General features: G+C 37.3%; 29 protein-coding genes, 1 riboswitch and 1 other annotated feature. Of the genes, 16 read left to right on the forward strand and 13 right to left on the reverse strand.

All coding sequences use genetic code 11. The features are described 5' to 3' along the window. Window positions 1-510 precede the first annotated feature (510 nt). From proC to proB, 3 genes are read right to left on the reverse strand one after another with little or no spacing between them, the layout of a single operon-like run. Window positions 511-1,344: a pyrroline-5-carboxylate reductase gene (gene proC, locus T323_RS0120825; protein ID WP_026675008.1), complete on the reverse strand. Its 834-nt coding sequence runs from the start codon at window positions 1,342-1,344 to the stop codon at window positions 511-513. A 9-nt stretch (window positions 1,345-1,353) separates the two neighbouring features. Beyond that, window positions 1,354-2,601 (reverse strand): glutamate-5-semialdehyde dehydrogenase, encoded by a 1,248-nt coding sequence (locus T323_RS0120830; RefSeq protein ID WP_026675009.1) that lies wholly within the window; start codon window positions 2,599-2,601, stop codon window positions 1,354-1,356. Continuing rightward, window positions 2,598-3,722 carry a glutamate 5-kinase gene (gene proB, locus T323_RS0120835; protein ID WP_026675010.1) on the reverse strand — a complete coding sequence of 375 codons (1,125 nt, stop codon included), beginning with the start codon at window positions 3,720-3,722 and terminating at the stop codon, window positions 2,598-2,600. The genes T323_RS0120830 and proB overlap by 4 nt, the downstream gene beginning before the upstream one ends. Window positions 3,723-3,778: 56 nt before the next feature. Then, window positions 3,779-3,990 (reverse strand) — a binding site (T-box leader). Window positions 3,991-4,073: 83 nt separating this feature from the next. On the opposite strand from proB, the gene T323_RS0120840 reads away from it, so the two are divergent. After that, a complete protein-coding gene (locus T323_RS0120840) occupies window positions 4,074-4,859 on the forward strand; it encodes an SDR family NAD(P)-dependent oxidoreductase (protein ID WP_026675011.1) in 786 nt (261 codons plus the stop codon). On the opposite strand, the gene T323_RS0120845 is transcribed toward T323_RS0120840, so the two are convergent. The 3 genes from T323_RS0120845 to T323_RS28995 all read right to left on the reverse strand — a co-directional run bounded on the left by T323_RS0120845 (window position 4,860) and on the right by T323_RS28995 (window position 5,807). Then, entirely contained in the window at window positions 4,860-5,051 is a 192-nt protein-coding gene (locus T323_RS0120845) for a YqzH family protein (protein WP_026675012.1), read from the reverse strand. Between the two features lie 75 nt (window positions 5,052-5,126). Next, window positions 5,127-5,609, reverse strand: a complete 483-nt coding sequence (locus T323_RS0120850; RefSeq protein WP_026675013.1) for a YqeG family HAD IIIA-type phosphatase — start codon at window positions 5,607-5,609, stop codon at window positions 5,127-5,129. 54 nt (window positions 5,610-5,663) lie between these two features. Next, window positions 5,664-5,807 (reverse strand): uroporphyrinogen-III decarboxylase, encoded by a 144-nt coding sequence (locus T323_RS28995; protein ID WP_156942495.1) that lies wholly within the window; start codon window positions 5,805-5,807, stop codon window positions 5,664-5,666. Window positions 5,808-5,939: 132 nt separating this feature from the next. On the opposite strand from T323_RS28995, the gene T323_RS27295 reads away from it, so the two are divergent. The 7 genes from T323_RS27295 (at window position 5,940) to T323_RS0120890 (ending at window position 11,931) form a co-directional block, all read left to right on the forward strand. Beyond that, a complete protein-coding gene (locus T323_RS27295) occupies window positions 5,940-6,788 on the forward strand; it encodes a manganese catalase (RefSeq protein ID WP_035179428.1) in 849 nt (282 codons plus the stop codon). Window positions 6,789-7,199: 411 nt separating this feature from the next. Beyond that, complete coding sequence (locus T323_RS0120865) at window positions 7,200-8,456, forward strand: Y-family DNA polymerase (protein WP_026675014.1); 1,257 nt, start codon at window positions 7,200-7,202, stop codon at window positions 8,454-8,456. Between the two features lie 16 nt (window positions 8,457-8,472). After that, window positions 8,473-8,802, forward strand: a complete 330-nt coding sequence (locus T323_RS0120870) for a YolD-like family protein (protein WP_026675015.1) — start codon at window positions 8,473-8,475, stop codon at window positions 8,800-8,802. Window positions 8,803-8,948: 146 nt separating this feature from the next. Continuing rightward, a complete protein-coding gene (locus T323_RS0120875) occupies window positions 8,949-9,230 on the forward strand; it encodes a hypothetical protein (RefSeq protein WP_026675016.1) in 282 nt (93 codons plus the stop codon). Between the two features lie 153 nt (window positions 9,231-9,383). After that, window positions 9,384-10,694 carry a polysaccharide deacetylase family protein gene (locus tag T323_RS28155; RefSeq protein WP_051556646.1) on the forward strand — a complete coding sequence of 437 codons (1,311 nt, stop codon included), beginning with the start codon at window positions 9,384-9,386 and terminating at the stop codon, window positions 10,692-10,694. Between the two features lie 152 nt (window positions 10,695-10,846). Next, window positions 10,847-11,407, forward strand: a complete 561-nt coding sequence (locus T323_RS27305; RefSeq protein ID WP_084309349.1) for a hypothetical protein — start codon at window positions 10,847-10,849, stop codon at window positions 11,405-11,407. A 53-nt stretch (window positions 11,408-11,460) separates the two neighbouring features. Further along, on the forward strand, window positions 11,461-11,931 hold the full coding sequence (locus T323_RS0120890; protein ID WP_026675017.1) for a low molecular weight protein-tyrosine-phosphatase: 471 nt from the start codon (window positions 11,461-11,463) through the stop codon (window positions 11,929-11,931). A 57-nt stretch (window positions 11,932-11,988) separates the two neighbouring features. Here the strand turns inward: T323_RS0120890 and T323_RS0120895 are convergent, their stop codons facing one another. Beyond that, the gene (locus T323_RS0120895) at window positions 11,989-12,168 is read right to left on the reverse strand and encodes an H-type small acid-soluble spore protein (RefSeq protein ID WP_026675018.1); all 180 of its coding nucleotides are present in this window, start codon (window positions 12,166-12,168) and stop codon (window positions 11,989-11,991) included. A 209-nt stretch (window positions 12,169-12,377) separates the two neighbouring features. Here T323_RS0120895 and asnB point away from each other — a divergent pair, with 209 nt between their 5' ends. Beyond that, complete coding sequence (gene asnB, locus T323_RS0120900; protein WP_026675019.1) at window positions 12,378-14,225, forward strand: asparagine synthase (glutamine-hydrolyzing); 1,848 nt, start codon at window positions 12,378-12,380, stop codon at window positions 14,223-14,225. Between the two features lie 327 nt (window positions 14,226-14,552). Then, a complete protein-coding gene (locus T323_RS0120905) occupies window positions 14,553-14,972 on the forward strand; it encodes a DUF4362 domain-containing protein (protein WP_026675020.1) in 420 nt (139 codons plus the stop codon). A 332-nt stretch (window positions 14,973-15,304) separates the two neighbouring features. On the opposite strand, the gene T323_RS29610 is transcribed toward T323_RS0120905, so the two are convergent. The 4 genes from T323_RS29610 to T323_RS0120920 form a co-directional block, all read right to left on the reverse strand. Continuing rightward, window positions 15,305-15,439, reverse strand: a complete 135-nt coding sequence (locus T323_RS29610) for a hypothetical protein (RefSeq protein WP_281175755.1) — start codon at window positions 15,437-15,439, stop codon at window positions 15,305-15,307. A gap of 124 nt (window positions 15,440-15,563) precedes the next feature. Next, on the reverse strand, window positions 15,564-15,785 hold the full coding sequence (locus T323_RS29000) for a hypothetical protein (protein ID WP_156942496.1): 222 nt from the start codon (window positions 15,783-15,785) through the stop codon (window positions 15,564-15,566). Between the two features lie 101 nt (window positions 15,786-15,886). Beyond that, window positions 15,887-16,369 (reverse strand): DUF4188 domain-containing protein, encoded by a 483-nt coding sequence (locus T323_RS0120915; protein ID WP_026675022.1) that lies wholly within the window; start codon window positions 16,367-16,369, stop codon window positions 15,887-15,889. 3 nt (window positions 16,370-16,372) lie between these two features. Then, complete coding sequence (locus tag T323_RS0120920; RefSeq protein ID WP_026675023.1) at window positions 16,373-16,924, reverse strand: PadR family transcriptional regulator; 552 nt, start codon at window positions 16,922-16,924, stop codon at window positions 16,373-16,375. A 146-nt stretch (window positions 16,925-17,070) separates the two neighbouring features. On the opposite strand from T323_RS0120920, the gene T323_RS29005 reads away from it, so the two are divergent. Both T323_RS29005 and T323_RS0120930 read left to right on the forward strand, forming a co-directional pair. Continuing rightward, window positions 17,071-17,208, forward strand: a complete 138-nt coding sequence (locus tag T323_RS29005) for a hypothetical protein (protein ID WP_156942497.1) — start codon at window positions 17,071-17,073, stop codon at window positions 17,206-17,208. Between the two features lie 220 nt (window positions 17,209-17,428). Beyond that, complete coding sequence (locus T323_RS0120930) at window positions 17,429-17,638, forward strand: DUF5316 family protein (RefSeq protein WP_026675024.1); 210 nt, start codon at window positions 17,429-17,431, stop codon at window positions 17,636-17,638. A gap of 42 nt (window positions 17,639-17,680) precedes the next feature. Here T323_RS0120930 and T323_RS0120935 read toward each other — a convergent pair whose 3' ends face one another. Together T323_RS0120935 and T323_RS0120940 are read right to left on the reverse strand one after the other, a co-directional pair. Then, window positions 17,681-17,995 carry a hypothetical protein gene (locus T323_RS0120935; RefSeq protein WP_026675025.1) on the reverse strand — a complete coding sequence of 105 codons (315 nt, stop codon included), beginning with the start codon at window positions 17,993-17,995 and terminating at the stop codon, window positions 17,681-17,683. Window positions 17,996-18,045: 50 nt separating this feature from the next. Continuing rightward, window positions 18,046-18,128, reverse strand: a riboswitch (cyclic di-GMP riboswitch). A 253-nt stretch (window positions 18,129-18,381) separates the two neighbouring features. After that, a complete protein-coding gene (locus T323_RS0120940) occupies window positions 18,382-18,747 on the reverse strand; it encodes a DUF2512 family protein (RefSeq protein ID WP_026675026.1) in 366 nt (121 codons plus the stop codon). Window positions 18,748-18,922: 175 nt separating this feature from the next. Between T323_RS0120940 and T323_RS29010 the strand changes: the two genes are divergently transcribed. The 4 genes from T323_RS29010 (at window position 18,923) to T323_RS0120960 (ending at window position 23,150) form a co-directional block, all read left to right on the forward strand. Then, on the forward strand, window positions 18,923-19,099 hold the full coding sequence (locus tag T323_RS29010) for a hypothetical protein (protein WP_156942498.1): 177 nt from the start codon (window positions 18,923-18,925) through the stop codon (window positions 19,097-19,099). Between the two features lie 262 nt (window positions 19,100-19,361). After that, window positions 19,362-20,858, forward strand: a complete 1,497-nt coding sequence (locus T323_RS0120950) for a phytoene desaturase family protein (protein ID WP_026675027.1) — start codon at window positions 19,362-19,364, stop codon at window positions 20,856-20,858. Next, window positions 20,855-22,321, forward strand: coding sequence for a phytoene desaturase family protein (locus tag T323_RS0120955; protein ID WP_026675028.1), 1,467 nt, complete (start codon window positions 20,855-20,857; stop codon window positions 22,319-22,321). The genes T323_RS0120950 and T323_RS0120955 overlap by 4 nt, the downstream gene beginning before the upstream one ends. Further along, window positions 22,299-23,150 carry a phytoene/squalene synthase family protein gene (locus T323_RS0120960; protein ID WP_035179431.1) on the forward strand — a complete coding sequence of 284 codons (852 nt, stop codon included), beginning with the start codon at window positions 22,299-22,301 and terminating at the stop codon, window positions 23,148-23,150. Before T323_RS0120955 ends, T323_RS0120960 begins: the two co-directional genes overlap by 23 nt. The last annotated feature ends 4 nt before the right edge of the window (window positions 23,151-23,154 follow it).

Below are 23,154 nucleotides of genomic sequence, written 5' to 3' on the forward strand. Positions count from 1 at the left end.
AAAGTGTCCTTCATAAAGGCGATGAAGGACAAAACAAGGAGAAAACGAAGCGAAAGTGTCCTTCATACAAATGAGATGGCTTCCCTGGAGAGAAGTGTCCAATAGAAGGCATCTATCAGCTATGTTTGTTTAGTGTGTCATGAAAAGGAAAAGATACCTTTTGATTTAATGGATGGTGGCGATCCGATGACACCACCAATGTTTTCCTGTGAAACTTGTGGAGGAGAAATGTATCCCGAGTATTATAAAGGCGTACATGGAGTAGAGTACAGGCTTTCAGATTTGCAGGAAACAAAAAAGGACTGAGTGAGGTGGATTTCCTCACTCAGTTTTTCTTAAAAGAGGGAGTATAAAAATTTTGGTGTAGCAGTGAAGCTTTGAAAGCTATTTCAAGAAGAGCGAAGGCTCCGCACCTGCGCGTTTCACCCCAAGAAGAACACTTGGGGTTCACTGTCAAAAGCGGGCAGGGCTACGCACTTCGCTTGAAAGAAAAGACGCTCCGCGTTTTTCTTATTTTACATTGGACATGATCGTTCCTAATTCTTTAGACCGTTCTGTTGCTCTTACAATACATTTCACTAATGTTTCTTGAAATTGGTGATTTTCTAATATTTCAAGTCCTGCCTCGGTTGTTCCGCCTGGACTCATAACTTCTTTATAAAGCTGCTTTGCTGTTTTTGATGTTTGTTTATACCGCTTTGCTGTACCAAATAACGTCTGTGTAATCAAAAGATGGGCTTCTTCTTTTTCAAGTCCGATCTCGGTTGCTGCTTGTTCCATCGCTTCAATGACATAATATAAATAAGCAGGGCCACTGCCAGCAAGTCCGGTAACCGCATCTAATTTATGTTCAGGTACGACTGTCACCGTTCCAATCGCTTCAAAAAGAAGAATTGCATCTGTCATTTCTTTTTCAGTCGCATAAAAGCCTGGTGACATCGCAGTAGCGGATTCGCCCACTTTCGCCGACGTGTTTGGCATTGTGCGAATGACACCTGCTTTGTGACCGAGTAGTTCACTAATATAAGTTGTTGAAATCCCTGCAGCAACCGAAATAATTAATTGCTTTTCTGTAGTGAAAGCTTTTATTTCTTCGATTGCATCTGTTACATGTTTCGGTTTCATCGCTAATAAAAGGATATCGGCTTCTTTCACGGCAGTGGTCTTATTTTCGGTAGGAGTTATACCGTATTGCTCAGATAAATAAGCAAGGCGCTCTTTATCTGATTTGTTCATGACAGTGATTTGTTCAGGCTTCATCACGTTGTTAACAAGTAATCCGGCAATGATGGACTCGGCCATTGAACCGGCTCCGATAAAAGCAATGTTTTTATGTTTATCCATCGTTGACACCTACCCTTTTATTTGTCCATTTCCTCGAATGATATATTTTGTTGATGTTAACGCTTGTAATCCCATTGGTCCTCTTGCATGAAGCTTTTGCGTGCTAATTCCAATTTCCGCTCCGAATCCAAATTCAAACCCGTCTGTAAAACGTGTTGATGCATTATGATAAACCGCAGCAGCGTCAACAAGAGAAAAGAAGGTGTCTACACTTTGTTGCTCTTCTGAAATAATCGCTTCAGAATGTTTAGTTCCATAGAGGTGAATATGATCGATCGCCTCGTGAACGGAGGAAACAATTTTACAAGCCACTTTTAAATCTAAATATTCGGTTTGCCAATCTTCTTCTGTTGCTTGCATTACTTCATTTGTAATGCAGGAAGCTGCGTCATCACCGAAAATTTGCACATTTTTTTCGAGGAGTGCATGAAACAATTCTTTGCCATACTGTTTGGCCCACTCTTCGTGAACGATAATCGTTTCGGCCGCATTACAAACAGAAGGGCGTTGCGTTTTTGCATTCACAGCGATGGAAATCGCCATTTCTTTATCCGCTGTTTTGTCAATATAAATATGGCAATTGCCTTCACCTGTTTCAAGAACAGGGACAGAGGCGTTTTGGACAACGGTTTGAATAAGATTTGCTCCACCGCGCGGGATAAGAACATCTAAATATTCATTCAACTTTAACATTTTTGAAGCTGTTTCTCGGCTTGTATCTTCTAGAAGCTGAATGGTTTCTTTTGGTAATTCACTTTTCTCTAATGCACGGTGAAGAACAGCTACAATGGCTTTGTTTGAATGAATCGCTGATGAACTTCCTCGTAACAAGACAGCATTCCCTGTTTTTAAACAAAGGCTTGAAGCATCTACAGTTACATTCGGACGGGCTTCGTAAATCATCCCGATTACCCCTAAAGGAACTCTTATTTTTTGAATCGCTATTCCATTTGGACGGGTGAAAGCCTCAAGTTCTTCTCCAATTGGATCAGGTAATTCGATAACTTGTTTCACACCTGTCGCCATATCTGTTATCCGTTGTTCTGTTAATGTGAGGCGGTCAAGCAAGGCATTGGTAAAGCCCTTAGCTTTCCCAGCTTCTAAATCTTTTTTATTTTGTTCGATAATAAAGTCTTTTTCAGCTAGAAGTTGTTCAGCCATGAAATGGAGTGCTGCATTTTTTTGTCCTGTTGTTTTTACAGCAAGTGTAGTGGCAAGACTTTTCGCTTTTTTTCCTTTTTCGATTAATTCACTCATTTAATCATCTTCTCCTTCGTTAATGTTACCCAATTATCTCTATGAATGACCTCAGATTTGTCTCTATTTATTTGTTTATTGGCTTGCTCACTTGATAATCCTTTAATTAAAGAGAGATCTAATGATGAGATGTCAATTTGTCCTTTGCCGATTAGTTCACCTTTTTCATTGGTGACTTCTACAACTTGACCCGCAGCAAATGTTCCTTTTACAGATTTCACACCTGCTGGGAGAAGACTTTTTCCATTTTTAATGACGGCTTTTACAGCACCATCATCAATCATGATTTGTCCTGACACATCTGAATGAAAAGCAAGCCATTGTTTTTTATTTGTAATGGATGTATGGGCGGAATAACCAATATACGTTCCATCCCCTTTTCCATTAACAATATCAAGTAGTTTTTGCGAACCTTCTCCTGTACCGATAAACACTTTAACACCAAGGGAGAGAGCGGTTTTTGCAGCTTCGATTTTCGAGCGCATTCCTCCTGTACCGACTTTTGAACCAGATCCACCTGCGACTTTCATTAATTCTTCAGACACAGCAGGCAAAAAGGTGAATTTTTTTGCCTTTGGATTTTTGTGAGGATTTGCGTCGTACAAACCATTAATATCTGTTAAAATAACGAGGAAGTTTGCGTGAACGAGTCCGCTAACGAGAGCGGATAACATATCATTGTCACCAAAAGTTAGTTCTTCAATAGAAACGGAATCATTTTCGTTTATAATCGGCAACACGTTCCGTTTTAGTAATTCAGTTAAAGTAGAGTAGGCATTATGATATTGCTCATTGTTCGCAAAGTTATGGCGCGTTAATAAAAGTTGGGCAGTCACCAGATTATGCTTTTTACATTCTTCAGCATATCCTTGCATTAGTAAGCTTTGACCGACCGCCGCTGCTGCCTGTTTTCCGGCAATCGTCACAGGACGATTCGGATAACCAAGGTCAGAAAATCCAGCAGCTACAGCGCCAGAAGAAATTAAAATAACGTCATGACCTGCTCGTTTTAATGCAGCAATGGCCGCAACATGCTCGGTTACTTTTTCTTTGCTAAGTTTGCCAGTCCCTGTTGTTAAAGAACTACTCCCAATTTTTACGACTATTCGTTGCTTCGTCATCGCTATCCCTCATTTTTCTTGATAAAATGGAAAATAAAAAAACTCCTCTGTCCTTATAAAAGGACGGAAGAGTTTGATTCCGCGGTACCACCTTCGTTGGCAAGAGTTTTCTTGCCCGCTCTAATCCTTGTATCGTAAGGAGACGGTTAGGTTTTCCCTAACAGCTCAAGGGCAGGTTCGACCGTTCAGTGGTGACGAAACCTTTCAGCCGGTGAGTTTCGCTCTCTGGACACATGAATGATGTACTAATCCCTGTCAACGCTCATATATACTTTGGTGTTTATTATATGTTTTGTTTTATTTATCGTCAAGATTGATTTTTAAATTACCTAGAAGAAAGAAGGATAATTCATGTTAAACAATAAGATTATTGTGATTACTGGTGCATCAAGTGGATTAGGAAAAGAAATTGCAATTGAAGTCGCAAGAAACAATGGGATTCCCGTCCTTGTTGCAAGACGGATCGATAAATTAATGGAGTTGCAGCATTTTATTTCAACAGAGTTTCATGTGACAGCTCCTGTGTATGAGCTTGATGTTTGTTCGATTGATAGTGTCCGCTCGACATTTGCGACGATTTTCGTTGATATGGAACGAGTCGATGTATTAATAAACAATGCTGGAATGGCGGTGTTTGATGATTTCATTGACGCTACATATGAAGATATGACCAATATGGTGGAAGTAAATGTGATGGGGGTGCTTGCTTGTACAAAAGCGGTTTTACCTCATATGCTTGAACAAAATCAAGGTCATATCATTATGATTGCTTCCCAAGCAGGAAAAATCGCGACTCCAAAATCGAGTGTATATGCGGCAACAAAACATGCCGTACTTGGATTTACAAACTCATTACGAATGGAACTTCACGATAGTGGGATTGAGGTAAGTGCCGTTAATCCGGGACCGATTCAAACGCCTTTTTTTGACCAAGCTGATCGAAGCGGAACATATGTAAAAAACGTAGAAAAGCTTATGTTATCTCCAACAAAAGTTGCGAATCGGATTGTAAACCTGATTGATAAACCAAAACGAGAGTTAAATTTACCTTGGTGGATGAATGTTGGTTCAGTTCTTTATCAAGTGATGCCAAAAGTGGTGGAAAAAATCGGTGGGAAAAAGTTTTATCAAAAATAATTATGTCGTTAACCATTCATAAATGACATCATGAATAATTTCATATAAATCCTCAGATTCACCTTGTTCTACTTTTTTGTAAATGGTATTTAGTAGTTGTTGTAATTCAATTTCTGATATTGAGATAAACTCATCTTGAATATAACTTTCTGTAATTTGTTTGATTTTTTTATAAAGAAACTCTTTATCCATTTTTTCCTTCTTTCTGTGAGGCGATTAATTACGGACATCGGTTCTCATCAATAAGAGAACCGACGTCCGATGTTTTTACCAGAACTTTCTAATGATATTTTCCACTTTTCTTTTTACTTTTATTTGTATCGGCTCATGCTCTGCTCCAATTGGTGCTACGAGACCCGTTTTCATTCCTAAACGCTTTCCACACCATACATCGGTAAACACTTGGTCACCTAAAAATAAGCTTGTTTCTTTTGTTGCTCCTACTGTACGCATATGCTTTTGAATTTCTGTAACAGTCGGTTTATTGCAATGACCATAACCGTGGATTTGATACGGGTTACAAAATTTATCCACTCGGCTTTGGTTATTGTTTGAAACAATCACAAGCGTTACTTTTTCTTCACGAAGCATTTCAATCCATTGTTCTACTTCTTTATCCCCAAGTTTATTATGGATTGCAAGCGTAGAGTCTAAATCTGAAAAAATCGTTTTTATGTTATAGCGTTCCAACCACTTAGGTGTAATATCTGAGAAGTGATGTAGCGCGAAGTCCGGTTTAAAATACTTCATAAACAATCCCTCTTTTTCTATATGTAGTAACTTGGTCTATTATAAATGACCAAGCTAGGAAGTGGAAGGGTGTTTTTCAGTTTGGTTATGATGATGATCTTCATCATAAGCAATTAAGACAACATTTAGTTCTTCCTCTAAGCCTTTAATTTTTTCGAGTTCATTAGGCTTTAATTGAGCGACATGGTAGTGCTCCATCTTTATCACCTCCGTTGTTAGCATGTGTTAAACAAGGTCAGTCTATGAACGGAAAATATGTGGAATAGGCCAACCTTATTTTCGAATAAGGTAAAAAGTAATGAGTTTATCTTAAAGAGGAGGCCAACTACTTTGTTTTATCATGTGAAGCAACTTCAATATCATGCAAAACCTGAACGTCCAGACCCTGTCTATGCAAAAAAACTTCAAGAAATTTTAGGTGGTCAGTTTGGCGAGATTTCAGTTGCGCTCCAATACTTTTTCCAAGGATGGAACACTCGTGGAGATGGAAAATATCGCGATTTATTATTTGATACAGGAGCAGAAGAATTTGCACATGTTGAAATGTTAGCCACGATGATCGCGCGATTATTAGATGGTGCGCCTGTTGGAGATCAAGAACTAGCTGCTCAAGATCCTGTGATCGGGGCTGTGTTAGGTGGAATGAATCCGCAACATGCGATTGTTTCTGGTTTAGGAGCAATGCCTGCAGATAGTGTTGGGAATCCATGGACAGCCAAATACATCGATGCTAGTGGAAATTTATTAGCGGATTTCCGTGCGAACTTAACAGCGGAGTCAAAAGGGCGCTTGCAAGCGGTTCGTCTTTATGAAATGACGACAGACCCTGGTGTGAAAGATATGCTTTCTTTTTTAATTGCCCGTGATACAATGCATCAAAACCAATGGTATGCGGCGATTTGTGAGCTTGAGGAAAAAGAAAATATTGTAGTTCCGAGCACATTCCCTCGTGAGTTAGAAAAGTCAGAGGTTGCTTATGATTTTTATAATTTATCAAAAGGGGATGAAAGTAGTAAAGGCCGTTGGGCTCATGGACCGAGTATGGATGGGTTAGGACAGTTTAATTATGTTGCCACACCACAACCATATGGAAAAATTCCGCGACTTCGTCCAGCACCACCGTATATGCACAATACATTACTTCCAGCACCACCGCATCACCCGCCGAATTTAGTTTAACAATGACTATTAGTACGCTGTCGAGAATGTATCGGCAGCTTTTTTATTGTTAGGTAACTATAAAATAGTCGACCTGTGGGTAACATTGCTCTAGTGTTTATGGTAATGAAGCGGCCATGAAAGCCGTTATCTGTGAACATGGCTAGCGTTTTGGAACGTTGGTGGCCACATGAGCAGTTAATCATAATATATCGCAAGGAATAGAGTGGCTTTTGCGTGAATAAGTGCTCACAAATAACGGCTGCTCTGACCGCAAAAATGAGAGATGTTGAATTAATAGTACTACGGGAAAAAAAGTATACTACACGTTTTTTGGTATTTTTTATAAATTGAAACCGAACGTATATTCCCTTATAATGAAAACTATAATAAGAACATAAGTTCTCTTTAGGGGGCATTATTTTGGATCCAATGATGATGTATCAGACGATGAAACAGCGAACGATTCTTTGTGTGGATATGAAAAGTTTTTATGCAAGCTGTTCGGCTTTAGCGTTAGGGCTTGACCCGATGGAATGCTATTTAGCTGTTGTTGCAGATACAACTCGCTCAGGGAGTGTTGTGTTAGCAGCCACCCCTAAATTAAAAAAAGATTTTAATATTAAAACAGGAAATCGCTTATTTGAAATTCCAAAAGACCCAAGAATTCATCTTGTGAATGCGCAAATGGGATTATATTTAGATATTTCAACACAGTTAACCCGTTTTTTTACAACCTATGTCCCATTTGAGTCTATTCATGTGTATAGCGTAGATGAAAGTTTTCTTCAAGCTGATGGAACAGAGCGACTGTGGGGGAATGGAGTAGAATTAGCGGAAAAAATAAGAGAAGATATGTTACGTGAATTTGGTTTAACTTGTTCAATTGGAGTCGGACCAAATATGCTCATGTCGAAGCTATGCCTTGATTTAGATGCGAAAAAAGCAGGTGTGGCTAAGTGGGATTTTGATGATTTGCAAGCTAAATTATGGCCATTGCCATTACAAGCGATGTGGGGCATAGGATCGAGGATGGAAAAAAGGTTGAACCGTTTAGGAATTCGGACAGTCGGACATTTAGCTCATTTTAGTTTGAAAAAGCTTGAGAAAGAATTTGGTGTGATGGGAAATCAATTGTATTATCATGCCTGGGGAATTGATTTGTCTGAATTAGGAGCACCAATTATGCAAGGCCAAGTTAGTTTTGCAAAAGGTCAAATTTTATTACGTGATTATGAAAAAGAAGAAGATATAAAGTGCGTGTTGTTAGAAATGTGTGAAGAAGTTGGGAGACGCGCAAGAAAAGCGAGAAAAGCAGGGCGGACGATTAGTTTAGGAATGGGATATAGCAAGCAACAGGATGACGGCGGGTTTCATCGTTCCATGTCCATTGATGAACCAACAAATTTAACGATGGATCTTTATCGAACTTGTTTACAGTTGATGAAAAAGCATTATCGTGGTGAAGTGGTTCGTCAGATTACAATTACATTATCGAATGTCTTTGATGATACCGCTCAGCAGCTTAGTTTGTTTGATCAAAACAAACCACGTCAAAAGGATTTAAGTTATGTAATGGATGCGATTCGGGACAAGCATGGATCGACAGCACTTCTTCGCGCTGTTTCTTATACAAAAGCAGGTACAGCTCGCTATCGTTCCACACTTCTAGGTGGTCATAAAGCTTAAGTGTGAGGGGAGAAAAATGAACAAAGATAGAGGAAATATAAAATGGTCGGCGATGATGCTTCCAGAGCATGTTCATTTGCTTAGACAATTACAGGAAGAGCAAGAACATGAAGTGAAGCCAGAGTTAGATGAACAAAGCTTTGGAGAAATGAACATATTGATAAGTGAGGCACTTCAAAACAATAGCATGCTGGAAATCTGTTATTTTAACGAATGTGGTTCACAAACAATCTTCGGTACGATTGTTCGCATTAACATGGAAGAGCGCATGCTAACATTATTAGATGAATCCGAACAGAAAAAGAGGGTACAACTAAAGCAAATCGTAAATGTTAAGGTAGTGTGAACAAGAAAATAAAAAAGTATGAAGGAAATGTGACATCGTAAAGAAGTAATATTAGAATTGTAACGGAAATTACACATTAAATTAGACAATCACCTTGTATAATAGGAGAGAAGAAAAACGATAAAATGAATAGGAAGTGAATGAGCGTGATCGTTCATGATTTGGTCGAAACAAAACAATATTTTGTGGAAGAAACAAAGCCAAATTTTTATGTAATTTATGACAAGTATGAAAATCGTTTTGCGATGTTTCAAGGAAAAGATTGCAAAACCGAAGACATCGGTACAGAAGAGATTGTGAAAATTTTACATGGAGATGATGAATTTTCTCTTCGTCAAGTAGATAGTTATACGGTTGGAAAAGAATATGCTTCCATCCAAGATATTTTATTTGCAGTAAAACAAACACACAAAGAAATATTTATATAAGAAGAGTTAAAGGTAACGGAGTCATCCCGTTACCTTTTTTATATCGTTTTTTTTGAACCAATATTTTTAATCTATAAATCTGCTATAATTTTGTGTAAGATGTAAGTAGTGTAAAAATAATCCAATGAATACATAATGAGAAGGCGGAAGAGAATGTTGAAAAAGATGCAGCACTACTATATTCTATTGACGGTGTTTCTATTAGCTGCTTGTTCGATTGTGACAGAAGGAAGTACAGTAACTGAAAGTATAGATGAGGGAAATGAACTATATCCTGGAGTGAAAATTAAAAGTGAAATTAAGAGGGATAAAGACTATCATTATGCAGTCCATTATCCGCTAACAGATAGTCAAGACATCAATGATGAAATCAAAGCATATATTGATACCCGAGTAACGAAGTTTATGGTCGACATTGTAGAGGACAAGCTAGGAAAACCTGTAGTTGGTTTACATATTGATTTTGAAATTACGTATTTTACTACTGATTATTTCTCAGTTGAATTCTCTGAAACTCTTTTTATTGATGAAGCAATGACAAACGTGATGCCACTTAATTTTAATCGAGTGGAAAATAGAAAAATAGAGTTACAAGAATTGTTTGTAGGGGAAGAAGAAATAAATATAGTGGAAACAAATAATGAACATGAAATCGTTGACTTTTTAGTAAAAGAGCCTGTGATAAGGTTTTATGAAAAAAACGGAGAAATTATCGATCTGCCTAAAGCAGAATTAGTTGGACAACTTCAGCCAGAGTTTCTTTTTGGCTTCGAAAAAAAAGAGAAAAAGACTAAAGAAAACAAAGGAAAAAAGGAAGAAAAGATGGAAACAGGAAAAGAAGAAAAACAAAAAGCTAAGCAAAAACGAATCGCGTTAACATATGATGATGGCCCACATCATTTGTATACGATGCAAATTCTAGAGGAATTGGAAAAATACGGAGCTCATGCTACTTTTTTTGTATTAGGAAATCGGGCCGAGTTTCATCCCGATATTGTGTTAAACACAATGGAAGCTGGTCATGAAATTGGGAACCATTCTTGGAGCCACCCGAAATTTTCGGGGTTATCAAAAAAACAAATTGTAAATCAAATTGAAAAAACACAAGATGTGGTTCATTCTATTACAGGAGAGTATCCAACATTTGTTAGAACACCATATGGATCAATGAGTGATTCAATTTTAAATGCGATTAATATGCCGGTTGTATTATGGTCAGTTGATCCAAAGGATTGGAAAGTATCATCAAGTCAGGCTGTAATAGACAATGTGTTGAATCATGTAGAAGATGGCTCAATCATATTACTTCATGATACATACGAACATACTGTCAGTGCGACAGCCACGATTGTTCAAACTTTATCTGAAGATGGTTATGAATTTGTAACGGTATCGGAATTGTTAGGCTTAGATGAAGAAGAAAGTAAACGAGCGATGGTCATTCACTCAGGTACACCAAAATAGGAAAAGACGGGAATCTAATGGTTCCCGTCTTTTCCTATCATAGTGACGTACAACTTCTATTCAGTTATTGGGATATATTGTCAGTTGTTTTGCCATAATAGAAGAGAAACGAAAGATCGACAATAACGTCTTATGTAGTAGAGGTGAGGAGAATGATGCGATTTGGTTTTTTGTTCGTGATGTTGATGTTAGTAGTAACCACTTGGCTAGCTCCAACGAAAAGTTTTGCATGTAATTGTCTGATGTCAAAAACAGTGCAAGAAGAAGTAGCCAATAGTGATGTAATCTTTTCGGGAAAAGTTAAAACCATTCAAATAGAGGACAGCGCCACATTACCAGTATCTGTTGTTTTTCAGGTTGACGAAGTGTGGAAAGGGATAGCAGAATCAAAGAAAGATATTTATACAGCAAAGGATTCTGCGGATTGCGGAGTTTCTTTTACTAAGGGAAATGAATACCTCGTGTATGGAAATGAAAATCAAGATCAAGTGACAACAACACTATGTCGTCGTACCGCTTTATTATCTAAGGCACAAGAGGATATAATGGAACTTGGAGAAGGGGAAAAAGTAGAAGAACGACTTTTATCTTCTACTGTCTTTTCTGTTCCAATGGCGTGGTTTACAGAAGATCTTTTATTTAGCGCAACGGTCTTAAGTGTAGTTGCTGCTGCGTTATTTAGTTTATGGAGTTGTGCTCGCGTGAAAAAGTAGAAAGATTGAAATGTAAGAAGAAATCAACTAAGCAAAAAGAAGAGGTGGAATAAATGATTCAAGTTTTATTTGTTTGTCTTGGAAATATATGTCGGTCACCGATGGCAGAAGCGGTGTTTCGAAAAAAAGTGAAAGAAGCTGGATTACAAAATAAAATTCAAGTAGACTCAGCAGGAACGGGAAATTGGCATACAGGTAAACGACCACATGAAGGAACGATAACAATTTTAGAGAAAAATAAAATTAATCATTCAGGGATAACGGCAAGACAAGTAGAAGAAAGTGATTTGCAAGCCTTTGACTATATTGTTGCCATGGATGCTGAGAATATCGGAGTGTTGCGTTCGGTAGCGGGTCATGAGCGCACTGGCGACATGTCAAGATTATTAGATTATTTACCTGATAGTGATGTGGCTGATGTACCTGATCCTTATTTTACTGGCAATTTTTCAGAAGTGTACGACCTTGTTGAGAAGAGTTGTACCCATTTATTAGCTTATATTAAAGAAAAGCATCAATTATAGAAAAGTGGCTCATCAACATTTGTTGAAAAGCCACTTTTCTTTTGAGCCAGGATAAAATTATTGTTCGTTAAGTTGATCAACGGGTACGGTCATTTCATCTTCTGGATTATCTGATTTAAAAACACGTGCAGTGCCTGCTTCTTTATCGACGTGCTGAATCCAGACCGGTGTGCCGTTATAATTCACATCAATTTCTTGAGCCGATTCAAGAATTTCTTGAGCGCGTTGTGTATTCATTTGTCTGATCTCCTTTTTCGTTTTGACTTTTACACCTTCATTATGAGCATGTTTCCATGGAAACATGCACCTAAGTCCTTTGATTTTTATGACGAAAAGGAGGGGGAGAAAGGTTTATAAAAAAAATAGTCACATGCCCGCTTTTGAATGAATACAATGGGTTATGGTTAGGGCCATAACTGATTTAAATTCCAGAGGGGTTGATATGCATGTGTGGATTTACCGGCTGGATCGATTGGAAAAAAGATTTACGCCAACATAAAACAACAGTACAGAATATGGCAAAGACGTTATCACTACGTGGCCCAGATGATAGTAATGTATGGACCTCGCGTCATGCGGCTTTCGGTCATACACGATTAGTCGTTGTAGACCCTAAAGGCGGAGTACAGCCAATGACAAAAGAAGTGAATCAGCGGCAGTATACCATCGCCTATAATGGTGAGTTGTACAATACAGAAGATTTACGAAAAGAATTAGCTGTGAGAGGATATACATTTAAAGGGCATTCGGATACGGAAGTGTTACTTACGGCGTATATTGAGTGGGGATTTCATTGTCTAGAAAAGCTAAATGGGATTTTTGCCTTTGCAATTTGGAATGAAGAAGACGAAAGCTTATTATTAGCAAGAGATCGTCTAGGAGTAAAGCCGTTGTTTTATACTGTACAACACGGGCAACTTTTATTTGCTTCTGAAATGAAAGCTTTACTCGCTCATGAATCCGTCCGTCCGGTAGTGGATGAAACAGGTTTAGCAGAAGTGTTAGGATTAGGTCCATCACGCTCACCAGGAAATGGTGTGTTTTCAGATATTGAAGAACTAAGACCGGCACATATGATGCTATATGATAGAAACGGAGCAAAAATTAGCCGATATTGGTCATTAAAAAGTGAAAAACATACAGAGAATGTTGAGGAAACAGCAGAACACGTCCGTTACTTACTAACGGATACAGTGGAAAGACAATTAGTAGCGGATGTCCCCGTCGGAACGTTTTTATCAGGTGGGGTCGATTCAAGTGCCTTAACCGCATTAGCAGCAGATGTGTTTAAGAAAAAAGGCCGTGGCACATTACGAACCTATTCCGTTGATTATGCAGACAACGATAAATATTTTAAAGCGAATGACTTCCAACCTAATTCGGACGGTCCATGGATTAAAAAAATGGTCGATGAATTTGGCACCATTCATAACAACCATGTCATTACGATGGATGACCTAGCTGGATATTTGAAAAAAGCGGTGGAAGCTCGTGATTTGCCAGGCATGGCAGACATTGATTCCAGCTTACTATGGTTTTGTGAAAAAATAAAAGACGATGTGACTGTAGGTTTATCTGGAGAATGTGCGGATGAAATTTTTGGTGGCTATCCATGGTTTCATAAGCCGGAAGTCATGTATACCGATGGATTTCCATGGATGCGATCAACAAAAGAACGAGAATCTTTACTGCAAGATAAATGGAAATCAAAGCTAAAGCTCTCTTCATATGTGTATGAGCGTTATCGTGAAACAATTGCAGAGACACCACGATTTGAAGGAGATAACAATGAAGAAGCACGCCGTCGTGAAATCTCATATTTAAATATCATATGGTTTATGACGACATTACTCGATAGAAAAGATCGAATGAGTATGGCTGCAAGTCTAGAAGTGAGAGTACCTTTTGCGGACCATCGTTTAGTTGAATATGTATGGAACATCCCATGGGAAATGAAACAACTTGAAGGACGTGAAAAAGGAATATTACGAAAGGCGTTAGAAGGAATCTTGCCAGACGAGATTTTGTATCGGAAGAAAAGCCCGTATCCAAAAACACACAATCCTCATTATACGGCACTTGTAAAAGAAGAGATGAATCGCATCCTCCAACAAAAGGATTCGCCGTTATTTGAGATTATTGATAAGAAAAAGATGAAGGAAATTGCCGATACTGGCGGAGATTCATTTAAAACGCCGTGGTTTGGGCAATTAATGACAGGACCACAACTTATCGCACACTTTATCCAAATGGACCATTGGTTGAAAAAATACAATGTAGAAATTAAAGCGTAACGTATGGAAAAGACCCTTGAAAAGGGTCTTTTTATCGTGTAAGGGCAAGAGTGTCGTCGTACGAATATAAGAACTGCTATTTTTTATTTTTTAGGTTTTAATGGAGTCGTTCGAAAAGAAATAGCGGAATGGATGTGCGATAACCATTTTTTCTGAACAGTAAAGCCAGTCATTGGATAATGAAATTTTTAAGTATAAAAATCAAAATTACTTATTTGTTACACAATTGTAAAATTTGTAACAAATAAGTAATTTATCCTATGTTTTTCTTGGGAATAAACGATATAATTTTCTCATAATTCAAAATAGAAAGTGGCTGAGTAAATTATGAAACTACGAAACATATATCCGCTGTTATTTTTACTTGTTTTAACAACGGGTTGTACTTTTGATAAAGAAAAAGCGATAAAAGACGGAGCCGTTGTCGCCGATATAAGTCAAGTTCATAATCTCGAACAGTTCAATGATTTTGTAGAAGCTATTTCTAATTCAGAAGAGGCAAATGTACGTGTATATTCTATGAATGAAGAAGGTGGAGCGGTGAAGATTGACATCAAGTATACAAATGAAAGATTTCACACGACATTTGATTATGCTAATGATAAATATGGTCCCAATGGAAAAGAGCGTGTTGAATGCCAATCCTTTATAGTGGAAGACAATATTTTTTCTCTTACTGAATGTGACGGCGAAACCGAAACTGTATTTATTTTAGATGCAACGAACTCTGCCGAAGAGAATAAGTAAAGATATTCAGCCTTAACTAAAGTGAGCCTATGGATTCCCTCATTAGAACAAAAAAGATAGGATGAAAAAATGCTAAGACCCTTAAAAAAGGGTCTTTTTTAGTTTGTAATGGCAAGAGTGTAGATGTTCGGACATAGGAGCCGCTATTTTAAAATTTTGTTGGTTTAAATGGATTGGTTCGGACACACGTTCCGTTATATGCTGAAAAAATCGATAAAAACGTTGTAAAACGTGACAATAACGGATTCTATGTCCGAAACGAACCGAAAATAAGGCTAAAAAAAAGCAGAAATAGCAGAACAGATGTCCGTAACGTCAGAGCTTACGGGGAACTACAAAATAATTGGAAATGGTGGTGGCCAAAACGGCGGGGCAGGTGGCAATCCCCAATAAGGTGGGTAAAACCAAAATGGCGGTGGATACACACGTGGTCGAAACGGTGGTGGGTAGCGGTAATATGGGAACATTTAGACTAACCTCCTTACTTATTTTCTACTGTAAAATATGTGGAAGAAAACAAGTTGGTGATAACCAAAATTGGAATAAAGGAGAATGGAAAGCCCAAAAGGATAGATTCCTTTTGGGCTTTCATCACGATAAAGGGTGGCTTATTAATAACCGACGGATGAATGGATGTAACATAAATAATAAAACGAAAAATGAAATCACAACGAAAAGGCTATAAAAACCTGTTACTAATTCATACGTATCATGGCCAAAAAAAGATTGTAAAACATACCAGACAAGTCCTCCGATAAGGACTGGAGTGATGAAGAGTGCTATCGAAGTCATTGCTAGAAGAAATGAACTCATAAACTCACACCTCATTCTTTTGTCTTAGAACATTTAGCATGTCAGAGAGGTGGTGTTGTTATACATGGTGAAAAGAAGGCGGAAAATTTTGAAATGAAAACTCAAGTTGTTTCTTCGTGTTTAAGACGCTGTGCAGCACTGTGGTGCCGTTTCGTTACCGAGTTAGAACCAATTGCATTCCCTAAGCCGAAAATAGGCATATTAACATAGACGCTTTCGTATTTACGAGGAGACACTATATAAGTTTCGTGAAATACTCCAACAGCTGAATTATTTCTGCATCTTTTGTTAAAATTCTTCCAGGCTTTAGCGTGCAACGGCTCTTTCGCATATGCTTGAAGTTGTTCTACTGAGGACCAATATTGGACTGATACTATCGTACGTAAGTTCATTGTAGATTCTAAGGATAAAAAGCCATATTTTTTATTCGCGTATAACTCACGAATCATTCCTGGCATAGCTTTGGCAACCGGCAACCATTTATGGATGGCCCACCATTTGTTAATTCTCATTCCGATAATGAATACAACAACCTCTTCGTTTGGATTAGCCATGAAACGGCCAACTCGAATGTCTTTTCCCATTTACTACTCCTCCTTTTTTTCATGTAATTGAGCAAGGGTTCGTTCACACCATTCAATACAAGCAGACGTTACGTGTTTCCCGTAGTCAATCGTCATCAACCAATAATTTAAATCAGGTGAGTTGCAGCCAAGAATCGATTCTTCAATGGCAAGCAGGGCTTCCCATTTCTCTTTTTGCAGTACCTTATATTGTTCAACTTGAAAAATGACTGTGTCTGTTTTTTGATGACGGCTAAAAAAAAGTTTGAGTAATAGTTCATTTTTTTCGATTGGAAGCTGAGCGGACGATTCATGTAACCATTGTTGCAAAAATTGCTTGCCTTTTTCTGTGATTTCATATTCTTTTTTATCGGGTTTACCTTCTTGTGCTGTAGTTGTGACAGTGGCGAGTTCTTCTTCAACTAATTTCTTTAATGTAGGATAGATTTGTCCATAGCTTATTTTCCAAAAATATGTAAGACTTCGGTCGATCATCTGTTTAATGTCATAACCAGTCTTACATTCTGTTGTTAATAATCCTAATATTGCATATTTTGTGTAATTTTCTTGAGCCATTCTGATCTCCTTTATATATCTAAATGATATATATCTATTTGATATGATTATCATATATTTAAATGAAAAATTTGTAAAGAGAAAATTCATAAAAGTGGAAAGTTAGTGAATGCTAATGAAGAATCGGAAAGAAAGGAGACGGCAAAATGGACAATACAGCAAATAAATCAGGAAAAACGGGTTCCACTGAAAATTCCAAATACACGAATTCAGATTCAGCTCCAAATGAAGGACATGTTAGTGTAAAAAGAGAACGTGCCAAAACATTCAAGAATAAAAAATAAAAAAAAAGCGGGAGCATCTTTCCATTTTAAGTGAAGTGCGTAGCCTTCGCTCTTCTAGAATAAGCGTTCAAAGCTTCACTACTATACCAAAATTTTTATACTTATCTTTTTAAAAAAGCGCAATGGACTTGTACTCGTTGCGCTATTTACATCATTCTATTATGAAACAATTTCAGCTTAGAAACGTAAATAGAGAAATAAACTGAGAGGTGGAGCGTAAATGGTGAAGTTGCTTCTTATAGTTGGTGTAGTTGGGATTATTAATTCTGATATTTTTATTGGAGCTTGGACGGATGGGCAACAACAAAGAGCTAATTTTTATTCGAAAACAGAGGACAATAGTAATTTCGAAATGAAAATAGCACTGATTTCTGGTTTGGTTGGATTAGTATGTTTAGGGATTGCTGCTGGATTAATATATTATTTCTAAACAGAAAAAGGACCTTAGAAAGGTCCTGAATTAGTACTTGTATTATGAGTTCTCATTAATAATATGGGCTAGTTTTCTTTCAGCATCTTGGTACTTGGCTTCAATATTCGTTAAATAATATAATACATCGCTATACGAAGCTTCTTTTCGTAACAGTGAGAATACTGTTGGCTTTTTATGTTTAATAACAGTCATTACTTCTACAGAAGGTAACGGAATTGAGCTTGTTTTCGTTCGTAAAAAGTTTTTCAAAAAAGTTTTGTATAACAAGACCGCTTCTTTTTTGTCAGGTGTTTCTTTTAGCATTTTTTCTAACTTTTTTAACACTTGGACGAGTTCGGTTTCTTTTTTTCTCATCTTTAGCCCTCCTTCTTCAAATGGCCGTATGAAAATAAAAGGAGTTTTTCATAGGCAGCTGGCTGGCATAGGTTTCCCTTTAGCCCCTTTAGTTTTGCGTCCTTTCTTTTCAGAAAGTTTGCCGTTTCTACTATCATTATACTACAAATTGAATTAAATAGGAATATAGTTTTAGGATTAAAGTTGTTGTTCGAATGAAAGCAGCGGCGATTTCTTAAGGACACATAATTCAATAAGTAAAAAAAGGAGCTTCCCCCCCATACTAACTGACATCTGTTCCGCTAAAATCAAGATGACAGTGTTTTCCTGTCCAGTTTTTACGAAATAGCGAGACAGATGTCTGCAACGAAAAAAAGAGCATGAATATCCATACTCTTTCATACCTGTTATTTTATCGGACGAGGTTTTATTGCTCGACCTGATTGAATTAACCATAAATGTTGTAACACCTCAGTAATGGATAACACTAACGCTGTTAACATCGCACCACTTAACATGACGTATGAGGTAGGGAAAAGAATAAGGGATAAGAAAAAAGTAAGAATCGTGATGGCGACAAAGTCCGCCACTGTACTTATCCAAAGCGTTCCTTTTTTCAAAATAAAAAGTTCAATAATATGGGCACTAACGGCAAGAAGAAGCCCAACAACTATCGGCTGAAATAAGTTAGCATAATACACTTGTGGAAAGATGAAAGAGCTCAAAATAACAAATGTAGGAAACACAAACAATTTTACAACGAGTCCAAGCATAGTCATTCCTCCTATATCTCAATACATATATGTATTGTTTACAAATGAAGGGGAATTTATGCAAGAATTACGTGTGCGTTCATCCTGTAATGTAAGAAAGTGTTTTAACATTCATTAAATTCTGATAAAATAAGATGGAATAGATGTTATTAATTCAAGAAAGTGAGAGATCCGTATGGGGCAACAGGAAGATATAATGAAAGCTATTACTTCGCATATGGTGAATCAACATCAGAAGAATGAAAGTCCAGAACAAGGAGAAGAGCACCGACACAATCAGATACTTAAACTTAATCTTGAAATCCACTATAATGGAGATGCGAAACCGTTACTACGTTTGAAAAATGAATAGGATAAAATAAAAACACTGAAAAAGCACTCAAACTTTATCGGTGCTTTTTTATGTTCGCGACTACGGTGTTGATTCTGGTGTAAAGGCGATCAAAAACAGGGAAAAGCCCTTTTTTGATCGCCTTTTTCGCTTATTAAAGCTCCAGTACAAGCTTTAAAAATGTTTTGTAAATCTTTATCGTTGCATTTTTGTTAAACATGATGTTAAATAATTTGTATAACTATTGTATAACTAAAGTATAACGAATTTAGGGGAGTTCAACATGGAAAAAAAGTCAGTCATTATTATTGGTTCTGGGCCAGGAGGTTTATCTACAGCAATGTTGCTTGCGAGTCAAGGTTTTGATGTAAATGTTTATGAAAAACGGTCACAAGTTGGGGGAAGAACGAGTTTAATACAATTGGGAGAGTTTCAATTTGACCGAGGTCCAACGTTTCTAAGCATGCCTCATATTTTAGAAGAATTATTTACAGCGGCTAACCGAAACATGAATGACTATCTTGACTTAATTCAAGTTGATCCGATGTATGATCTCCTATTTGATGATGTTCGTTTTACACCATCAAGCGATCGAGAACAAACCAAAAGACAAATAGATGAATTATTTCCTGAAAGTAGTGAAGGGTATGTCAGGTTTATGGAAGATACTGAAAGGAAAATGGAAAAACTTTTACCACTTTTACAAAATCGCTTTGATTCCATTTTTGATTATGCCCGTTTACGAACATTTCGAGCGTTGCCGTATTTATCATTAGGAAAAACATTATATGACGTCCTCGGTGAGTATTTTGATGACGAACGATTAAAGCTCTCGTTTACGTTTCAATCCAAATATTTAGGAATGTCACCATGGGAATGTCCAGGTGCGTTTAGTATTTTATCCTATATGGAACATAAGTACGGGATTTTTCATCCAAGAGGGGGATTAAATCAAATTCCAAAAGCGCTTGAGAAGGTAACAAAAGAGTATGGTGGTCATGTTCATTTAAATTGTGGTGTTGATAAATTACTAGTTAAAAATAAAAAAGTGGTCGGTGTACTGTTAGAAAATGGGGAACAAGCTTTTGCAGATGAAGTCATCATTAATGCTGATTTTGCCTATGCAATGGAACAGTTACTTTCTAATGATGATGTTAAACGGTTTAAAAAAGAAAAACTAGAAAGAAAAGAGTATTCTTGTTCCACATTTATGATTTACCTTGGAATGAATTCAACCTTTGAGCTACCTCATCATACAGTTTTATTTGCAAATGATTATAAAAGAAATGTAGAAGAGATTATTGATAAAAAAGTGTTGTCCTTAGATCCTTCGATATATGTTCAATATGCACAAGCATCAGATAATACATTGGCTCCAGCGGGAAAGTCTACTTTATATATATTAGCCCCAGTTCCAAATAATTATAGCTTGCTAGATTGGGAGACGAAAAAAGAAGAGTTTCGTAACTTAGTCTTATCCATTGTAGAATCTAAATTAAATCTTTCATTACGAACTTATATCGAAGAAGAGTTGGTCTTCACTCCAATAGACTGGGAATCGTCATTACATGTGTACAAAGGAGCCACGTTTAATTTATCGCATCATCTTCGACAAATGATGTATTTCCGGCCACATAATAAATTTCAAGAACTTGACCATTGTTGGTTAGTTGGTGGTGGAACTCACCCAGGAAGCGGATTGCCGACGATATTTGAATCGGCGAAAATTACGTCCTCTATGATTATAAATAAATATAAAGCAAGGAGAGGGATCCGATGAAAACAGCGATAATTGGTGGGGGGATCGGAGGATTACTTAGCGCTTTATATTCGAGTTTACGAGGAGAAGAAGTGACGATTTTTGAAAAAGAGTCAAAAGTGGGTGGTCGATTATCGTTTATAGAAAAGGATGGTTACCGAGTGGATAAAGGTCCAACGATTGTCCTGTTACCACAAATGATAAAAGATATTCTTGAAGAAGTTGGTATAACCGAGAATCAAGTGGAGTTTATTCAAATTGACCCATTGTATAAAATCAATTATTCTGACGGGTCCTATTTCTTTAAATGGAGTAACATCAATGAACAAATGAAAGAAATTCAACGAATGTTTCCTGGAGAAGAAGAAGGTTTTCCGCGTTATTTAAACGAGATGAAAGAACGATTTTCAAAAGGAAAGCAAGCATTTCTTGATAAGTCATTTGAACGTAAGTCACAATTTTGGACAGTGAAAAACATTCAGACATTGTGGCAGTTACGGGCATATGAAACCGTACAACAACAAATGAAACGTTACTTCCTATCTCCTAAGCTTCAAGAAGCCTTTTCATTTCAGACATTATATATTGGAGGGGCACCTTTCCGCTCTCCTGCGATGTACTCTTTAGTGCCTTATAGTGAGCATGTTCATGGGGTTTGGTATGTGAAAGGTGGTTATGCAAGTTTAATTGAAGTTCTGATCGAAAAGATAAAGGAGCATCCAACGATTTCGATCCGAACGAACACGGAAATCAAAAAAATCATCGTGGAAAAAAATCGTTGCACAGCAATTCAAACAAAGGAAAATGAGGATATTTCCGTTGATCATGTTATCGTAAATGGTGATTTTCCCCTTATGGAACAACTTGTAGAACAGAAAAGCAAGAAGTCTTATATCCCCTCGTCAGGTTGTTTATTAATTTATTTAGGCCTTAACAAAGTTTTTCAAGATACAAATGTACACCAATATTTTATGAGTGATTCATTTAGTGAAAGTATGGAAGATATTTTTGTTTATAAACGATTACCAAAGCACCCTTGCATTTATACTTTTCATCCGTCTGTTTTAGATTCAAGCCTAGCTCCAAAAGGAAAAGGAGTAATGTATATGCTTGTTCCTGTTCCTTCATCAAGTGCAGTGGATTGGAGCAATATTGACTCCTATGTTGACCTTTTGTTAGAAGATGTGGAAAGTCGAGGCTTTCCGCAGTTACGTGAGGCCATTGAATGGAAAGTCATTCGTACACCAGAACAGGCAAAGAAGGAAGGGTTGTATGAAGGTGGAAGTTTCGGCATTGCTCCGACTCTTTTGCAGTCAGGTGTGTTCCGTCCACAATTAAAGCCTTTTCGCTATGAGAATGTATATGCTGTTGGAGCTAGTGTTCATCCAGGTGGTGGAATTCCGATTGTCATGCAAGGAGCCAAATTGCTAAACGAATACAGGAAAGGAAGTGATTCATTTGATGAGCATCGAGCAAGCGTATGAATACTGTAAGCAAATAATAGAAACTCATTCGAAAACTTTTGCAACCGCTTTTTCCATTTTGCCAACACATAAAAGAAAAGCAGTATGGGCGGTTTATGCCTTTTGTAGAACCGTCGATGATATTGTCGATGAAGAAAATGGAACAAGGCAAGAGTTAGAGCAATTCGAAAACGAGTGTCAGCGTTTTTTCAAAGGGGAGTTACTAGAACACCCAATATGGATTGCTTTGGATGATGTGCGAAGACACTTTCTTTTAGATAAACAACCTTTTTTAGATATGATTAAAGGTCAAAAAATGGACTATATGAAGCATCGGTATGAAACACTAGCTGAGCTTGAACATTATTCCTATCATGTCGCTAGTACAGTAGGGTTAATGCTATTACCAATATTAGCCCCACATGAAGAAGAAAAGTTGAAAGAAGGAGCCATTGCATTAGGTTTAGCAATGCAGTTGACGAATATATTACGAGATGTTGGTGAAGACCTTCAAAAAGGAAGGGTGTATCTTCCAAAAGAAATACTTGATGAACATCATTATTCGTATACGGATTTAATGAAGCAGAACATTAATCCTCATTTTATTGCAGTTTGGGAGTCAGTAGCATTGCGTGCGGAAAAATGGTATGAAAAAGCATCTTCAACAATATCCTATTATCCTCCTGATGCAAGAATACCTGTATATGCCTCGTTAACATTCTACCGTGAAATTTTGATGGCGGTAAGAAGAAATGGTTATAACGTATTTGAAACACGAGCGGTATTAACTAAAACAGAGCGGGAGCGTTTGTTACTTCAATTGCATGAGTCATTACATGTAGTAGTATAAAAAA

Source organism: Alkalihalobacillus bogoriensis ATCC BAA-922 (genome assembly GCF_000621445.1).
Classification (GTDB): Bacteria; Bacillota; Bacilli; order Bacillales; family Bacillaceae_F; genus Bacillus_AO; species Bacillus_AO bogoriense.

Bases quoted from the DNA above. Each gene is read 5' to 3' on its own strand.
- T323_RS0120895 (WP_026675018.1), bottom strand. From the start codon at position 12,168: ATGAATACACAACGCGCTCAAGAAATTCTTGAATCGGCTCAAGAAATT.
- T323_RS29000 (WP_156942496.1), bottom strand. From the start codon at position 15,785: ATGAGTTCATTTCTTCTAGCAATGACTTCGATAGCACTCTTCATCACT.
- T323_RS0120850 (WP_026675013.1), bottom strand. From the start codon at position 5,609: ATGAAGTATTTTAAACCGGACTTCGCGCTACATCACTTCTCAGATATT.
- proC (WP_026675008.1), bottom strand. From the start codon at position 1,344: ATGGATAAACATAAAAACATTGCTTTTATCGGAGCCGGTTCAATGGCC.
- T323_RS0120960 (WP_035179431.1), top strand. From the start codon at position 22,299: ATGAGCATCGAGCAAGCGTATGAATACTGTAAGCAAATAATAGAAACT.
- T323_RS0120865 (WP_026675014.1), top strand. From the start codon at position 7,200: ATGATGATGTATCAGACGATGAAACAGCGAACGATTCTTTGTGTGGAT.
- proB (WP_026675010.1), bottom strand. From the start codon at position 3,722: ATGACGAAGCAACGAATAGTCGTAAAAATTGGGAGTAGTTCTTTAACA.
- T323_RS0120845 (WP_026675012.1), bottom strand. From the start codon at position 5,051: ATGGATAAAGAGTTTCTTTATAAAAAAATCAAACAAATTACAGAAAGT.
- T323_RS0120915 (WP_026675022.1), bottom strand. From the start codon at position 16,369: ATGGGAAAAGACATTCGAGTTGGCCGTTTCATGGCTAATCCAAACGAA.
- T323_RS29610 (WP_281175755.1), bottom strand. From the start codon at position 15,439: ATGTTCCCATATTACCGCTACCCACCACCGTTTCGACCACGTGTGTAT.
- T323_RS28995 (WP_156942495.1), bottom strand. From the start codon at position 5,807: ATGGAGCACTACCATGTCGCTCAATTAAAGCCTAATGAACTCGAAAAA.
- T323_RS0120905 (WP_026675020.1), top strand. From the start codon at position 14,553: ATGAAACTACGAAACATATATCCGCTGTTATTTTTACTTGTTTTAACA.
- T323_RS0120935 (WP_026675025.1), bottom strand. From the start codon at position 17,995: ATGAGAAAAAAAGAAACCGAACTCGTCCAAGTGTTAAAAAAGTTAGAA.
- T323_RS0120830 (WP_026675009.1), bottom strand. From the start codon at position 2,601: ATGAGTGAATTAATCGAAAAAGGAAAAAAAGCGAAAAGTCTTGCCACT.
- asnB (WP_026675019.1), top strand. From the start codon at position 12,378: ATGTGTGGATTTACCGGCTGGATCGATTGGAAAAAAGATTTACGCCAA.
- T323_RS29005 (WP_156942497.1), top strand. From the start codon at position 17,071: ATGGACAATACAGCAAATAAATCAGGAAAAACGGGTTCCACTGAAAAT.
- T323_RS27305 (WP_084309349.1), top strand. From the start codon at position 10,847: ATGATGCGATTTGGTTTTTTGTTCGTGATGTTGATGTTAGTAGTAACC.
- T323_RS0120950 (WP_026675027.1), top strand. From the start codon at position 19,362: ATGGAAAAAAAGTCAGTCATTATTATTGGTTCTGGGCCAGGAGGTTTA.
- T323_RS0120920 (WP_026675023.1), bottom strand. From the start codon at position 16,924: ATGGCTCAAGAAAATTACACAAAATATGCAATATTAGGATTATTAACA.
- T323_RS0120840 (WP_026675011.1), top strand. From the start codon at position 4,074: ATGTTAAACAATAAGATTATTGTGATTACTGGTGCATCAAGTGGATTA.
- T323_RS0120955 (WP_026675028.1), top strand. From the start codon at position 20,855: ATGAAAACAGCGATAATTGGTGGGGGGATCGGAGGATTACTTAGCGCT.
- T323_RS29010 (WP_156942498.1), top strand. From the start codon at position 18,923: ATGGGGCAACAGGAAGATATAATGAAAGCTATTACTTCGCATATGGTG.
- T323_RS0120930 (WP_026675024.1), top strand. From the start codon at position 17,429: ATGGTGAAGTTGCTTCTTATAGTTGGTGTAGTTGGGATTATTAATTCT.
- T323_RS0120870 (WP_026675015.1), top strand. From the start codon at position 8,473: ATGAACAAAGATAGAGGAAATATAAAATGGTCGGCGATGATGCTTCCA.
- T323_RS28155 (WP_051556646.1), top strand. From the start codon at position 9,384: ATGTTGAAAAAGATGCAGCACTACTATATTCTATTGACGGTGTTTCTA.
- T323_RS0120890 (WP_026675017.1), top strand. From the start codon at position 11,461: ATGATTCAAGTTTTATTTGTTTGTCTTGGAAATATATGTCGGTCACCG.
- T323_RS0120940 (WP_026675026.1), bottom strand. From the start codon at position 18,747: ATGCTTGGACTCGTTGTAAAATTGTTTGTGTTTCCTACATTTGTTATT.